This is a genomic window from Meridianimarinicoccus marinus, assembly GCF_040689105.1.
Lineage (GTDB): Bacteria > Pseudomonadota > Alphaproteobacteria > Rhodobacterales > Rhodobacteraceae > Meridianimarinicoccus > Meridianimarinicoccus marinus.
On sequence record NZ_JBFBVU010000008.1, the window covers coordinates 1 to 13,893 of the forward strand.

Below are 13,893 nucleotides of genomic sequence, written 5' to 3' on the forward strand. Positions count from 1 at the left end.
ACCGCAAACGAGACGATGTCATTGTCAACATCTGCATAGCTGAACAGAGATGTCAGAGAGGTGCTCTGGCCTGCGGTCCTGGTATAGGATCCACCAGATGCTGTCGGGTTCTTGGCCAAATCTTGAGACTCCTAAAGAAACTACTGTGCTTCAAGAAATAGAGATTCTTTTTTTTGAGTGAAATCGTAGCTGTGAGAACGCTTTTGGGCAACAGGGCGCTTTGTATTTGCGAAGTTTGTATTTGCGAAGGTAGACAGCTTTGAAAGTAGAGATTGTGTCCCAGGTGGTGGTGTAGTTTCAGAGGTAGCGGGGGCTGAGCAGAGCCTAGCAACTGTATCTGTCAGGTCGGCAATCCCCCTGAAAATTAGGGGTGTGCGGAAGTAGAATTTTCTCGAAGATCAAAGAGGAGATTCTGATGAAGAAATCGAAGTACAGCGACGCGCAGATCATGGCGATCCTGAAGCAGGCAGAGAACGGCGTGCCGGTTGCTGATCTTTGCCGGGAGCATGGGATGAGCAGCGCAAGCTTCTACAAGTGGCGCTCAAAGTATGGCGGTATGGATGCCAGTCTGATGGCGCGGATGAAAGAGCTCGACGAAGAGAACAAGCGCCTGAAGAGGATGTATGCTGAGAAAAGCATGCAGAATGATCTGCTTAAAGAAGCCCTCGGAAAAAAGTGGTGAGGCCATCTCAAAGGCGCGAGATGGCCGAATGGGCAGTGCGCTATCGATCTGCCAGCATCGCTCTGGCGTGCAGGGCGTTCTCGATCAGCGAGACCTGCTATCGGCGCGACCTCGAGAACCAGATACGTGCCATGCTGAAGGCGTGCGGCCTGATCTTCCCCCGCTCGACCGGCGGGCAGTTCCGTCGCCAGGTGGAAGAGTTGTCGGGCGAGGGACATATCCTGTGGCCGGTGTTGCTGCCGCTTATTTCCGTCCATGGACAAGTCTGTGGCGAATTGGACGCGCTTGATCGGCGGGTCCGCCAACTCGCCCGGGAAGACGAAACCACCCGACGGCTCATGACGGTCCCCGGCATCGGCGTGGTGACGGCGCTCACGTTCCGCGACACGATTGATGATCCCTCGCGGTTCAAAAGCGCGGCGGCGGTCGGCGCCTACCTCGGCCTGACCCCGCGCCGCAAGCAATCCGGCGAAACCGACACCAACGGCCGCGTGTCGCGATGGGGCGACCGGCTGCTACGGAGCTATTTGTTCGAGGCGGCCAGCGTCCTGTTGCACCGAACGAAGAGATGGTGCGCACTGAAAGCGTGGGGCCTGCGCCTCGCCAAGCGCAACGGAATGAAAAAGGCTCAGGTCGCCGTCGCCCGTCAGCTGGCTGTGATCCTCCACTGCATCTGAGTTGACGGGACGGGCTTCGAATGGGGGAAAGACCTGCCGGCATGACCAAAGCATGATCCGACCCTGAGATTGCAGGCCTGATGTCAGACCTGTGATGTCCCGCCGGGACGGTGGTTGCGGTGACCTCGTTCAATCGGCTGCAGGCCCCCAGGGCACCTGCGTTGCGTACGTTGAAGGCACCCGGCCCGAACAGCAACATGAAGCCATGACCGCGAAAAGGACCATGACCCCGGAAAGGACAGAGAAACAGGCTTGACGTGGAACCGCAATTAAAGGGCCGATTGAAAGTTTTGCCCAACCGCAAGTCGCTTCATGCAGGTTATAGCATTCTCACAGATAGAACACGAGGCGTCGTGCCTTGTACTCAGCATCACGATCCAAGCAGCCTCACCAAAACATGAGGCCATCTGGGAAACTACGCCGGCTTGTCGGAAGTTACGAGCACGCGGCCTCACCGACAGTCGCGAACTGACCAACATGTCGCAATCAACTGATTCTAAGCGCAAACAAATTGGAGGGTATTTTGGCGGGTATAGACTAAAAAAAGATTTTTTATCATATTAATCAGTAGCAAGTGGCGGAGCGGGTGGGATTCGAACCCACGGTACGCTTTCACGCACGGTAGTTTTCAAGACTACTGCCTTAGACCACTCGGCCACCGCTCCACGGTCGCGGTGCTAAGGGGCAACGGGTGATTTGACAAGTCTCGATACGAGAACTCGAAGTCTTCTATTTCGCTTGTGAAACTAGCAGGCACTGTGGACCAAAGCGCCCGCTGGCTCGGGCCGGGCAGAAACACGGACTCGAGCCGCTCAACGGCAGGCCGCGGCGACGCCAGCGTGGCGGCAAAAGCGGAGGATTGTCCGCCATTGTCGGACCGGACTACGCGCCTACCCGCATTTAGAAAACCCGCAATTGGCGCAGGTCACGCACCCCTCGATCATCCGCATCTCGTAGCTGCCGCAACTGGAGCACGCCTTGCCCTTGGGGGCGGCCAGTCCAGAGACGGGATCGGCGTGAGGATCGGTCTTCAGGCCCAGCCCCTCGCCGTCGATGAAGCCGATGGCGATCATGTGCTTTTCGATGGTGCCGCCGATGGCCGCCAGGATCGAGGGGATGTATTTGCCCTCCATCCAGGCCCCGCCGCGCGGGTCGAACACGGCTTTCAGCTCTTCCACCACGAAGGAGACATCGCCGCCACGCCGGAACACCGCTGAAATCATCCGGGTCAGCGCCACGGTCCAACTGAAATGCTCCATGTTCTTGGAATTGATGAAGATTTCGAACGGGCGGCGGTGGCCGTTCACTTCCACATCGTTGATGGTGATATAGATCGCATGCTCGCTGTCGGGCCATTTCAGCTTGTAGGTGTTGCCTTCCAGGGCCACGGGACGGTCAAGCGGCTCGGTCAGATGAACGACGCCGCCGACCTCAACCGGTTGCACCACCGGGGCCGCTTTCGGTTTGTCCTCGGCCACGCTCAGTACGCTGCCGGTCACGTCATTCGGGCGATAGGTGGTGCAGCCTTTGCAGCCTTGGTCCCAGGCCGCCATGTAGACGTCCTTGAACTCTTCAAAGCCGATGTCCGCCGGGCAGTTGATGGTCTTCGAGATGCTGGAGTCGATCCACTTCTGCGCCGCCGCCTGCATCCGCACGTGGTCGAGCGGCGCCAGGGTCTGGGCATTGACGAAATGGTCGGGCAGATCCACGTCCCCGAATTTTTCGCGCCACAGTTTCACGGCATAGTCCACGACCTCTTCCTCGGTACGCGAGCCGTCCTTTTGCAGCACCTTGCGGGTGTAGCTGTAGGCGAACACCGGCTCGATCCCCGACGAGACATTGCCCGCATAAAGGCTGATGGTGCCGGTCGGCGCGATGGAGGTCAGCAGCGCGTTGCGGATTCCGTGTTCGGCAATCGCGTCGCGCACGTCGTCGTCCATGGCCTGCATGGTGCCGCTGGCCAGGTATTTCTCGGCATCGAACAAGGGGAAGGCCCCTTTTTCCTTCGCCAGATCGACCGAGGCCAGATAGGCGGCGCGGGCGATCGCCTGCAACCAGCGCTCGGTCTGACGCGCCGCGTCCTCGGAGCCATAGCGCAGCCCGACCATCAACAGCGCATCGGCCAGCCCGGTGACCCCCAGCCCGATCCGGCGCTTGTTCTGCGCCTCTTCTTCCTGCGCGGGCAGCGGGAAGCGCGAAGCATCGACCACATTGTCCATCATCCGCACGGCGGTGCGCACCAGATCGTCCAGCATGTCCTCGTCCAGCGCCGCGTCGCCTTCGAACGGGTTCGACACCAGCTTGGCCATGTTGATCGAGCCCAGCAGGCAGGCGCCATAGGGCGGCAGAGGCTGCTCGCCGCATGGGTTGGTGGCGGCGATGGTTTCGCAGTAGTTCAGGTTGTTGGCGGAATTGATGCGGTCAATGAAGATGACGCCCGGCTCGGCGTAGTCATAGGTCGACTGCATGATCCGGTCCCACAGGTCGCGGGCGCGGACGGTGTTGTAGACCACCCCGTCGAACACCAGATCCCAGGGTCTGTCGGCTTTGACGGCTTCCATAAAGGGATCGGTGACCAGCACCGACAGGTTGAACATGCGCAGGCGCGCGGCGTCGGATTTGGCGGTGATGAACTGTTCCACATCCGGGTGGTCGCAGCGCATGGTCGCCATCATCGCCCCCCGGCGCGAGCCTGCCGACATGATCGTGCGGCACATGGCGTCCCAGACATCCATGAAGCTGAGCGGGCCCGAGGCATCCGCCGCCACCCCCTGCACCGGCGCGCCCTTGGGCCGGATGGTCGAGAAATCATAGCCGATGCCGCCGCCCTGCTGCATGGTCAGCGCCGCTTCCTTCAGCATGTCGAAGATGCCGGCCATGCTGTCGGGCACGGTGCCCATGACGAAACAGTTGAACAGGGTCACGCTGCGCGCGGTCCCGGCACCGGCAATGATCCGCCCGGCGGGCAGGAACTTGAAATCCTCCAGCGCGCCATAGAACTTGTCTTCCCAGTCGGAGGGGTCCTTTTCCACCGTCGCCAGCGCCCCTGCGATGCGTCGCCAGGTATCTTCCACGCCGTGATCCACGGGGGTGCCCTCTGCGTCTTTCAGACGATACTTCATGTCCCAGATGGATTCGGCGATGGGGGCGGAAAAGCGGCTCATGGGGTGCTCCAGGGATTCTCGACGGACTACAACATATAGCTTGCCACACCGGCTGTCACACCTAAATATCATCTTGAAGGGCAGAAGTGATGACCAAAACCTACACCAATCTGATCAAGCTGTGCGTTGGCGCGGACGCTGTCGAGGACCTGATCGCGTGGCAAAAGACCCGCGCAGCCCAGCAGCCCGACGGGTTGCCGCGCCATGTCACCCGCATGTGGCCCAAGCGCGAGGCGGAATTGCTGGCGGGCGGGTCGCTGTATTGGGTGTTCAAGGGGGCGATTCTGGCGCGGCAGCGCATCCTGCGGCTGGATGAGGTGATCGGCGAGGACGGCATCCGGCGCTGCGGGATCGTCATGGACCCGCAGATCATCCGCACCCGCCCTGCCCCGCGCCGTCCGTTTCAGGGCTGGCGCTATCTGAAACCCGAGGATTCACCAGCCGATCTGGACCGGGCGTCAGCAGCCGGCGACGACAGGCTGCCGCGCGAGATGCAGGCGGCGCTGGCCGAGATCGGGGTTCTCTGACCCCGGCCCAGGTCAGTCTGGCCAGGGTCGGATCTTGAGTATTTTTGCCAAGAAGAAGATCACACGTGCGCGGCGGCGAGGCTGTCCTTCAGCACCTGCAACGCCTTGCGATCGTCGCCGGTCCATTGCGCCTTGCGGGATTTGAACAGCGTGGCCTGGCTGCGGTGAATGATCCCGTCGCCGAGGATCTTGAGGTGGTTGGCGCGCAGGGTCTCGCCAGTCGAGGTGATGTCGGCGATGGCCTCGGCGGTCAGGTTCTTGACCGTGCCTTCGGTGGCACCCTGGCTGTCGACCAGTTGATAGTCGGCCACACCTTCCTTCCTGAGATATTCGCGCACCAGCCGGTGGTATTTCGTGGCAATGCGAAGGCGGAAGCCATGGGTGGCCCGGAAGGCGGCGGCAGCGCTGTCGAGATCGGCGATGGTGTCGACATCGACCCAGCATTTGGGCACCGCGATGATGAGATCGGCAAAGCCGAAGCCCATGGGCTCCAGTTCGATCACATGGTCGTGCCATGCCGCAAGCTTGTCGCGCACGAGGTCGGAGCCGGTGACGCCCAGATGAATGCGACCGCGGGCCAGTTCCCGGGGAATTTCCGAGGCCGAGAGCAGCACCAGTTCCATCCCGTCGATCCCGGTGACGGCGCCGCTGTACTCGCGCTCGGCCCCGGTGCGGCTGAGGCCGATGCCGCGGGCGCTGAACCAGTCGAAGGTCTTTTCCATCAGCCGCCCCTTGGACGGCACACCGAGTTTCAGGGTCATGCGGGATCTCCGCTGCGCAGGTCCAGAAGAGAAGCCGGGCGGATCATGCCGCCCACCGCCGGCATGGCGGTGCCCTGGCCAAGGATGCGGGTCAGCGCGTCGTAGCGGCCGCCCAGAGCCACCGGCGGCAGGCCCGGCTGCTCGGTGCCTGAGAACCCGAAAACGAAACCGTCGTAGTATTCCATGGTGGTGCGCCCGAATTCGGCTTCGAAGTGCAATTGGTCGATATCGACACCACGGGCCTGTAGCGCGTCGAGCCGGCGTTCGAACCGCTGCACCGCGTCCAGCATTGCCGGCATGTCCACGGCGATGTCGCTAAGCCGTTCCAGCGCGGCGGGGCTCATGTCCTTGAGGGTGAGAACCTGATCCAGCGCCGACAACTCGCCCTCGGTCAGGGGCGGTTCGGACAGGTCCGCGACAAGACGGTCAAGGCGTTTGCGGATCTCGTCGGGATCGCGCAGGCCGATGAACAGCCCGGCCTCCGACAGCACGTCTTCGCCCCGACCATGCGCCTCCAGCAGTGCCGCGCGTTGCGGCGTGGCCGGGGTGCGGCCCGAGAAACGCTCCAGCAAGGTGCGAAAGCGGCGGGGACGCCAGAGATGCCGCATCAGCGCTGCGCGGCGCGGGGCGGAGAGTTTCAGCCCGGAAATCGCCGCCCGCAGGATGCCCACATCGCCGGTCGCGGCGCGCAGGGGCAGATCCGCCAGCAGGGTCGCGAACATCGCGAAGACCTCGGCATCGGCTTTTTCCGGCGCTTCGGCATCGAACAGCTCGAACCCGACCTGCAGGTATTCATTGGCGCGATCATAGTCGCCTTCCTGCTTGCGGAACACCTCGCCCAGATAGGTGTAGCGCGCGGTGCCGGCCCCGTTGGACATATGCGCCTGCACCACCGGCACGGTGAAATCCGGGCGCATCATCAATTCGCCATGCAGCGGATCCATGGTGACATAGGCCCGCGCGCGGATGTCCTCGCCGTAAAGATCCAGCAGGGTCTCGGCGGGCAGCAGGATGTCGGCATCCACCGGGGTGGCGCCGGCGGCCTCGAAACAGGCGCGCAGGCGTTGGGCCTCGGCGAGGATTTCAGACTTGCAGGGCGCGCTCATTGGCCCCGGTCCAGCATCTTGCGCACCTCGGCCACCAGATCGGCGCGGGGCACCTCCCGCTGGGCGGCATGGGATTTCCATTCTTCCAGGCTGGCCTGCGCGGCGATCTCGGCGCCCAGTTTCAGATCCTTGATCTGCACCATGTTGCGGGCCGCCTCGTCGCCGCCCTGGATCACCGCCAGGGGCGCATCGCGGCGGTCGGCGTATTTCATCTGGTTGCCGAAGTTCTTCGGGTTGCCCAGGTAGACCTCGGCCCGGATGCCCGCCGCACGCAGATCGGCGACCATGGACTGGTAATCGGCCATACGGTCGCGATCCATCACGGTCACCACCACCGGACCATGGGACTGTGCCGCGGCCCGGCCCTTGGCAGACAACGCAGCCAACAGACGGTCGACGCCGATCGACACGCCGGTTGCGGGCACGGCCTGTCCGGTGAAGCGCTTGACCAGATCGTCATAGCGCCCGCCCCCGGCGACCGAGCCGAACTGGCGCGGGCGGCCCTTGTCGTCGGTAATCTCGAAGGTCAGCTCGGCCTCGAACACCGGGCCGGTGTAATAGCCAAGGCCGCGCACCACGGCAGGGTCGATCTCGACCCGGTCGGCGCCATAGCCGCCCGCCGCCATCAGATCGGCGATCTGCTGCAACTCGTCGACCCCCTGCGCGCCGGTTTTCGAAGCCCCGATCAGGGCCTGAAGGTTGGCCACCGTGGCGGCGCCATCGGAACCGCGCGCATCAAGAAAGCCCAGAACGATGGCGGCCTGATCGTCGCTCAGACCCGCCCCCTTGGTGAAATCGCCCGAGGCATCCTCACGGCCCGCCCCCAGCAGCGCGCGCACGCCGTCGCGCCCCAGGCGGTCCAGCTTGTCGATGGCGCGCAGCACGATGCCGCGTTCGGCGGCCAGGGCCGCAGGATCGTCGGGGTTCAACACGCCCGCAGCCTCCATCACCCCGTTCAGAACCTTGCGGTTGTTGACCTTGACCACATAGTCGCCCCGGTCGATGCCCACGGCTTCCAGCGCATCCGACAGCATCGACAGGATCTCGGCATCCGCAGCCACCGTGGGCGCGCCCACGGTATCTGCATCGCATTGATAGAACTGGCGGAACCGTCCCGGCCCCGGCTTTTCGTTACGCCAGACCGGTCCCATGGCATAGCGGCGGTAGGGCGTCGGCAAGTCGTTGCGGAACTGGGCATAGACGCGGGCCAGTGGCGCGGTCAGGTCATAACGCAGGGCCAGCCAGTCGCTGTCTTCCTCCTGCCACGCGAAGACACCCTCGTTGGGCCGGTCCACGTCGGGCAGGAACTTGCCAAGTGCCTCGACGGTCTCGACAGCGGCGCTTTCCAGCGCGTCGAACCCGTAAAGATGATACACCTCGGCAATGCGATCCAGCATCGCCTTGCGTTCGGTCACCTCAGCGCCGAAATAGTCACGGAACCCCTTCGGCGTTTCCGCCTTGGGGCGTGGCTGTTTCTTGTCCTTCTTGGCCATGGGGGCTCCACCTCTGACGGTCGCGGCCCCTCTACCGGATGGAGGGTGCGGGAGCAACCTATTGACCCCACGCGCGGCGATACAAAGCCGAACAACACAAGGATTTGGCAGATGACCGAGACCGCCACGCAGGAAATGCAGGAACGGATGGCCTATCTGGAGCGCACGGTGAGCGACCTGTCGGACGTGATCGCGCGGCAGGATCGCGAGATCCAGACATTGACCCGGCGGGTGGCCATGCTGATGCAGCGCGAGGCCGAGCGGGAATCCGACCTGGGCGGCACGGTGCCGCTGGCGGACCAGAAACCGCCGCACTGGTAGGGCGTCAGACGAAAGCTTGCAGTCCGGTCTGGGCCCGACCCAGGATCAGGGCATGCACGTCGTGGGTGCCCTCGTAGGTGTTGACGGTTTCAAGGTTGGCCATGTGCCGCATCACCTGGTAGCCGCCCGAAATGCCATTGCCGCCGTGCATGTCGCGGGCCATGCGGGCGATGTCCAGTGCCTTGCCGCAATTGTTGCGCTTGATCAGGCTGATCATTTCGGGCGCCGCCGTGCCGCTGTCCATCAGCCGTCCGACCTGCAGGGCCGCCTGCGTTCCCAGGGCAATCTCGGTCTGCATGTCGGCGAGTTTCTTCTGGAACAATTGCGTCTGTGCCAGCGGCTTGCCGAACTGGCGGCGATCCAGCCCGTAATCCCGGGCCGCGTGCCAGCAGAATTCCGCAGCCCCCAGCACCCCCCAGGCAATGCCGAAGCGCGCGCGGTTCAGGCAGCCGAACGGCCCCTTCAGCCCCTGTGCGTCGGGCAACAGCGCGTCTTCGGGCAGGTCCACGTTGTCCATGACAATCTCGCCGGTGACCGAGGCGCGCAGGCTAAGCTTGCCCTCGATTTTTGGCGTCGACAGGCCTTTCAGGCCCCGCTCCAGGATAAAGCCGCGGATTTTGCCTCCATGCGCCTCGGACTTGGCCCAGACGATCATCACATCCGCAATGGGGCTGTTGGTGATCCAAGTCTTGGCGCCGGTCAGGCGGTAGCCGCTGGCGGTTTTCGCAGCACGGGTCTTCATGGCGCCGGGATCACTGCCGGCCTCGGGCTCGGTCAGTCCGAAACAGCCGATCCAGTCGCCGCTGGCCAGTTTCGGCAGGTACTTCTGCCGCTGCGCCTCGGACCCATAGGCATAGATCGGATACATCACTAACGAGGATTGCACCGACATCATCGAGCGATAGCCGCTGTCGACACGCTCGATCTCGCGCGCGATCAGGCCGTAGCTGACATAGCCCGCGCCCAGCCCGCCGTATTCCGGCGCGATGGTGGCGCCCAGCAGGCCCATCTGTCCCATGTCCCGAAAAATGCCGGTGTCGATGGTTTCCTGCGCATAGGCCTCGATGACCCTGGGCTGCAGCACCTCTTGCGCGAACCGGCGTGCGGATCCCGCCAGCAGCTGTTCCTCCTCGCCGAGAGAGGCATCCAACAGCAGCGGGTCCTCCCACACAAAAGCGGACAGATCGGGGCGGTCTTTCGGGGGCAGGCTTCGGGTCATGCGGGCTCCTTCCGGGGTGGGCTTCAGGTTCCTATGAAACCGCCCGGAAGTCACCTGTGGACTGCCGGCGGGTCGGGGCGACATCTTGGCCGGTCGCGCGACTTTCGTTGCACCGGGGGCCGCGGATCGGGCCGAGAGGATTGCATGACTGCGCCGCGGGCGATACGTCCTGTCCTTCCACATCAGAAAGGCACGGGCATGGCACATATCTGGGTCAGGGCAGAACAGCGCGAGATGGAACAGCGGGTCGGACTGACCCCGGATGGCGCCAGAACGCTGCTGGACGCGGGCCATCGAGTCACGGTCGAGGACTCCGCCGCCCGCGCCATTCCCATTGATGGCTATGCCGCAGCAGGCTGTACGATTGCCCCGGCGCACAGTTGGCCGGACGCCCCGTCCGACGCCATCATTTTCGGTCTGAAAGAGCTGGATGCGGATGGCCCCGACCTGACCCATCGCCACATCATGTTCGGCCATGCCTACAAGGGACAGGCGGATGGTCCCGCGCTGCGGCGAAGGTTCCGTCGCGGTGGTGGCACCCTGCTGGATCTGGAATACCTGCTGGACGAGACCGGGCGGCGCATCGCGGCCTTCGGCTATTGGGCGGGCTTTGCCGGGGCGGCCATTGGACTGAAGGCGTGGATCGCGCAGAAGACCGAAGCACCGCTGGGGGCCATCGGCGTCTATCCGGGCAAAGCGGCCCTGCTGGAGGAATTGCGCAACGACCTTGCCGCCCTTCCCGACGCGCCTGTCCCCACCGCCCTTGTCATCGGCGCTTTGGGCCGGGTGGGCAGCGGCGCCTGCGATCTTTGCGCCGCGCTCGGGCTGGCGGTCACCCGCTGGGACAAGGACGAAACCGCCAACGGTGGCCCCTTCCCCGAGATTCTGGACCATGAGGTTTTCGTCAACTGCATCCTCGCCGGCCCCAGCGTGCCGGTCTTCATCCCGGCAGAGGCCGTGGCCAAGGCGCGGCGGCTGAGCGTGATCGCCGATGTTTCCTGCGACCCGAGCAGCAGCTACAACCCGATCCCGATCTACAACCACTCGACCACCTTCGCCGACCCGCTGATCCGGGTGACCGACAGCCCAGTGCCGCTGGATGTCATGGCGATCGACAACCTGCCCTCGATGCTGCCCGTGGAAAGCAGCGAGGATTACGCGGCCCAGCTTCTGCCCTACCTTCAAGACCTGGACGCTAATGCCACCGGCGTCTGGGCGCGGGCCGGGGCGATCTTTGAAACCCATATCGCCAACGTCTGAGGGCCTGTCTCCATGCCAAGATTGCACTGGGTCGGAACCGGCCTGTCCACGCGCCCCGGCCTGCGACGGCTGATCGAAAACGGCCACGACGTGGTGGTCTGGAACCGCACGCCCGCCAAGGCACATGCGGTGCTGGAGGGTCTGACTGCCGACGTGCGGGCCTTTGATCCCGACTCATTCGCCGCCGCGCTGAAACCCGGCGATGTCGCCGTTTCGATGTTGCCCGGCGATTGGCATGTGACCATCGCGCAGGCCTGCCTTGCCGCCGGGGCGCATTTCGTGTCGTCCTCCTACATCTCGCCCGAGATGCGGTCGATGGATGCGGCGTTTCGGTCCAAAGGGCTGGTGTCGGTCAACGAGGTCGGGCTGGATCCCGGCATCGATCACCTGATGGCCCATTGGCTGGTGGCGGACTATCGCGCCGCAGGGGGTCATGCCCCGGCCAACGAGATCACCTTCCGCAGCTATTGCGGCGGCGTGCCGAAATCCCCTAACCCGTTTCGCTACAAGTTCAGCTGGTCGCCCCTGGGGGTTCTGAAGGCGCTGCGTTCCCCCTCCCACTCGATCAAGGACTTCAAAGACTTCAACGTCGCGCGTCCGTGGGACAGCCTGACCCGCTATGACGCGCCCCTGCCCGCCCCGGAAAGCTTCGAGGTTTATCCCAACCGCGACAGCCTGCCCTTCATCGCGGAGTATGGCATTGACCCGGACTGGCGCCTGCGCACCTTCGTGCGTGGCACCCTGCGACTGGACGGCTGGGCCGCCGCCTGGAAGGACATTTTCCGCGAGATCGAAAGCCTGTCCGGGCCAGAGGGAGAGGCGCGCCTGCAGGAGATGTCCGAAAACCTCTGGCAACAGCACCAGTTCGACGAGGGCGAGCCTGATCGCGTGGTGATGTGTGTGGAGTTGCGCGCCGACCGCGCGGGCGCCCCGATCTATCACAAGACCTATGTCATGGATGCCAGCGGTGACGCCCGCGGTTCGGCCATGGCGCGGCTGGTATCGGTTCCCGTGTCTCTGGCGGTGGAGTCCGTTCTGGCGGATGAGATCGCGCCGGGTGTGTCGGCAGCCCCGCCTGACCTGCGGCTGGTGGACCGCTGGCTGGGCGTGGTTGCCACGCAGGCACAGCGCCTGGCTGTGGTGGATCATCTGGCGTGAAGCTGACCGGTGGAACCAGTCAATGGAACTGGCGCGACTGAATTCCACAATGCAAACGGAGAGCATTGGCATTCCGGATTCGGCTAAATGTAATTATTTTAAGTGCGCTCCCGGTTCCAGTTGTTCATTCCAGAGCAGCGGCCAAGACGAAATCTTATTAATGGATTTCTACGATTTCATATTACTATAACTCACAACCGCGCCGCACGCCCATTCTTCCAATCCGGTAACGGCTTCATCACGCCTCCATCTCGTGATCGCACTGCCACGGCATCGAATGAGAGGTTTGTTTCATTACCCTCTCATTTCCGGCATTTTCCGCTTCGGACTCATCTTCTTTCCGTGCGAAAACGTCAAATGAGTTCATTTCTGTTTTTCCATTACCCCGTGCTTATTAGAGACACCACACTCCGTGGTTCGCAATGAAAGGACCTTGAAATGAAAACGACCCTGAAAGCCGCCCTGCTTGCTGCGACCGTCGCCCTCCCGTCTGCCTCGGCCGTCTGGGCCAACAGCGACACCGACACCATGGCCGTTGGCCATTCCATGCTGGTCGGCGCTCTGGTGAACTCGCTGAGCTTGCAGAACATCGACAGTGTCGGCATTGAAAAGCTGACACTGACCGAGATCGTCCAGCTTCGCCAGATCCTGTCGGACGATGATTCAAACACGTCCACCATGCGCCAGCAGGCGTCGGAAATCTTGGACGCGGCCCGCGCCCGCTGAGGGATGCCCGTCATCGCATGGGCACCCGGACGGGGCCCATGCGATGCTTTGAAAAGGCCGCGATGGCGCCGCGTCAACTGCCTCACTTTGGCGTGCTCTATCTGGAAATCCATCCAGCTTCTGCCTAGGTCTGCTATCATGATCCACCACAATCAGTCTGGAACGAACCCATGAAAATTGCCAAAAAATCCCTTGCCCTCGCCATGACCGTTGCCTTCGTGGCAACCGGTGCCCATGCCACCGACCAATATGGTCAGGTCCTGAAGAACCGCGTTTCGGGGATGGGTCTTGATCCCAGCCCGATTGACTGCATGAGCACCGCCGATATGGTGGAGCTGAACTCGGCATTGACGGGCGGGCGGGTAAAAAGTGCGGACAAACGCAGCACCGCGAAATTCCTGCTGAGCCAGGCCGCCAAGAAGTGCTGACCTAACGCAACTGCCCCGCGCAGTCGCCTTCAGCCCTTGCGAGGTTCCGCATGAAAAGATCCCTTGGCGCCCTGTTGCTGGCAGGGGCCTGTGCCCTGACGGCCTGTACCGTGACCACGGCGACCACGTCCTCCCCAACGACCACCGATGTGACGGCGGCGTCCACGGTGCCCGCCAACAACAGTCAGTATGCCTTGATGGTCAAGAACAAGGTGTCCTGGATGGGGCTGGATCCGTCGCCGGTGAATTGCATGGAAAACGTCGACATGGTGGAGTTGAACGCCATCCTGACGGACCGAGGTCTTTTCCCGCTTGAAAGGCGCAATCAGGTGAAATTCAAGCTGAGCGAAGCCGCCAAGAAGTGCTGATCC

General features: G+C 63.0%; 12 protein-coding genes, 1 tRNA gene and 1 pseudogene. 8 read left to right on the forward strand and 6 right to left on the reverse strand.

Annotated elements, in window-relative coordinates:
- The first annotated feature begins 415 nt into the window (after positions 1-415).
- Positions 416-1,359, forward strand: a pseudogene (locus tag AB0T83_RS20575) (IS110 family RNA-guided transposase).
- Positions 1,360-1,934: 575 nt separating this feature from the next.
- Here the strand turns inward: AB0T83_RS20575 and AB0T83_RS08225 are convergent.
- Both AB0T83_RS08225 and AB0T83_RS08230 read right to left on the reverse strand, forming a co-directional pair.
- Positions 1,935-2,024: transfer RNA gene (locus AB0T83_RS08225), tRNA-Ser, on the reverse strand.
- A 225-nt stretch (positions 2,025-2,249) separates the two neighbouring features.
- Complete coding sequence (locus tag AB0T83_RS08230; RefSeq protein ID WP_366192549.1) at positions 2,250-4,523, reverse strand: adenosylcobalamin-dependent ribonucleoside-diphosphate reductase; 2,274 nt, start codon at positions 4,521-4,523, stop codon at positions 2,250-2,252.
- Positions 4,524-4,612: 89 nt separating this feature from the next.
- Between AB0T83_RS08230 and AB0T83_RS08235 the strand changes: the two genes are divergently transcribed.
- A complete protein-coding gene (locus tag AB0T83_RS08235; protein ID WP_366192550.1) occupies positions 4,613-5,050 on the forward strand; it encodes a DUF1489 family protein in 438 nt (145 codons plus the stop codon).
- 59 nt (positions 5,051-5,109) lie between these two features.
- Here the strand turns inward: AB0T83_RS08235 and hisG are convergent, their stop codons facing one another.
- From hisG to hisS, 3 genes are read right to left on the reverse strand one after another with little or no spacing between them, the layout of a single operon-like run.
- Complete coding sequence (gene hisG, locus AB0T83_RS08240; protein WP_366192551.1) at positions 5,110-5,811, reverse strand: ATP phosphoribosyltransferase; 702 nt, start codon at positions 5,809-5,811, stop codon at positions 5,110-5,112.
- On the reverse strand, positions 5,808-6,917 hold the full coding sequence (locus AB0T83_RS08245) for an ATP phosphoribosyltransferase regulatory subunit (protein WP_366192552.1): 1,110 nt from the start codon (positions 6,915-6,917) through the stop codon (positions 5,808-5,810). The genes hisG and AB0T83_RS08245 overlap by 4 nt, the downstream gene beginning before the upstream one ends.
- Positions 6,914-8,410: a histidine--tRNA ligase gene (gene hisS / locus AB0T83_RS08250; RefSeq protein WP_366192553.1), complete on the reverse strand. Its 1,497-nt coding sequence runs from the start codon at positions 8,408-8,410 to the stop codon at positions 6,914-6,916. The genes AB0T83_RS08245 and hisS overlap by 4 nt, the downstream gene beginning before the upstream one ends.
- A 111-nt stretch (positions 8,411-8,521) precedes the next feature.
- Between hisS and AB0T83_RS08255 the strand changes: the two genes are divergently transcribed.
- Positions 8,522-8,731, forward strand: a complete 210-nt coding sequence (locus AB0T83_RS08255; RefSeq protein WP_366192554.1) for a SlyX family protein — start codon at positions 8,522-8,524, stop codon at positions 8,729-8,731.
- A 4-nt stretch (positions 8,732-8,735) separates the two neighbouring features.
- Here the strand turns inward: AB0T83_RS08255 and AB0T83_RS08260 are convergent, their stop codons facing one another.
- On the reverse strand, positions 8,736-9,950 hold the full coding sequence (locus AB0T83_RS08260) for an acyl-CoA dehydrogenase (RefSeq protein ID WP_366192555.1): 1,215 nt from the start codon (positions 9,948-9,950) through the stop codon (positions 8,736-8,738).
- A 198-nt stretch (positions 9,951-10,148) separates the two neighbouring features.
- On the opposite strand from AB0T83_RS08260, the gene AB0T83_RS08265 reads away from it, so the two are divergent.
- From AB0T83_RS08265 to AB0T83_RS08285, 5 genes are all read left to right on the forward strand, one after another.
- Positions 10,149-11,210, forward strand: coding sequence for a saccharopine dehydrogenase (locus AB0T83_RS08265; protein ID WP_366192556.1), 1,062 nt, complete (start codon positions 10,149-10,151; stop codon positions 11,208-11,210).
- 12 nt (positions 11,211-11,222) lie between these two features.
- On the forward strand, positions 11,223-12,368 hold the full coding sequence (locus AB0T83_RS08270; protein WP_366192557.1) for a saccharopine dehydrogenase family protein: 1,146 nt from the start codon (positions 11,223-11,225) through the stop codon (positions 12,366-12,368).
- A gap of 438 nt (positions 12,369-12,806) precedes the next feature.
- A complete protein-coding gene (locus AB0T83_RS08275; protein ID WP_366192558.1) occupies positions 12,807-13,094 on the forward strand; it encodes a hypothetical protein in 288 nt (95 codons plus the stop codon).
- Between the two features lie 170 nt (positions 13,095-13,264).
- A complete protein-coding gene (locus tag AB0T83_RS08280) occupies positions 13,265-13,522 on the forward strand; it encodes a hypothetical protein (RefSeq protein WP_366192559.1) in 258 nt (85 codons plus the stop codon).
- 50 nt (positions 13,523-13,572) lie between these two features.
- Positions 13,573-13,890 carry a hypothetical protein gene (locus tag AB0T83_RS08285; protein WP_366192560.1) on the forward strand — a complete coding sequence of 106 codons (318 nt, stop codon included), beginning with the start codon at positions 13,573-13,575 and terminating at the stop codon, positions 13,888-13,890.
- Positions 13,891-13,893: the final 3 nt, after the last annotated feature.

Coding starts and splice junctions, on each gene's coding strand:
- AB0T83_RS08235 (WP_366192550.1), top strand. CDS start 4,613: ATGACCAAAACCTACACCAATCTGATCAAGCTGTGCGTTGGCGCGGAC.
- AB0T83_RS08230 (WP_366192549.1), bottom strand. CDS start 4,523: ATGAGCCGCTTTTCCGCCCCCATCGCCGAATCCATCTGGGACATGAAG.
- AB0T83_RS08255 (WP_366192554.1), top strand. CDS start 8,522: ATGACCGAGACCGCCACGCAGGAAATGCAGGAACGGATGGCCTATCTG.
- hisG (WP_366192551.1), bottom strand. CDS start 5,811: ATGACCCTGAAACTCGGTGTGCCGTCCAAGGGGCGGCTGATGGAAAAG.
- AB0T83_RS08275 (WP_366192558.1), top strand. CDS start 12,807: ATGAAAACGACCCTGAAAGCCGCCCTGCTTGCTGCGACCGTCGCCCTC.
- AB0T83_RS08260 (WP_366192555.1), bottom strand. CDS start 9,950: ATGACCCGAAGCCTGCCCCCGAAAGACCGCCCCGATCTGTCCGCTTTT.
- AB0T83_RS08265 (WP_366192556.1), top strand. CDS start 10,149: ATGGCACATATCTGGGTCAGGGCAGAACAGCGCGAGATGGAACAGCGG.
- hisS (WP_366192553.1), bottom strand. CDS start 8,410: ATGGCCAAGAAGGACAAGAAACAGCCACGCCCCAAGGCGGAAACGCCG.
- AB0T83_RS08280 (WP_366192559.1), top strand. CDS start 13,265: ATGAAAATTGCCAAAAAATCCCTTGCCCTCGCCATGACCGTTGCCTTC.
- AB0T83_RS08285 (WP_366192560.1), top strand. CDS start 13,573: ATGAAAAGATCCCTTGGCGCCCTGTTGCTGGCAGGGGCCTGTGCCCTG.
- AB0T83_RS08245 (WP_366192552.1), bottom strand. CDS start 6,917: ATGAGCGCGCCCTGCAAGTCTGAAATCCTCGCCGAGGCCCAACGCCTG.
- AB0T83_RS08270 (WP_366192557.1), top strand. CDS start 11,223: ATGCCAAGATTGCACTGGGTCGGAACCGGCCTGTCCACGCGCCCCGGC.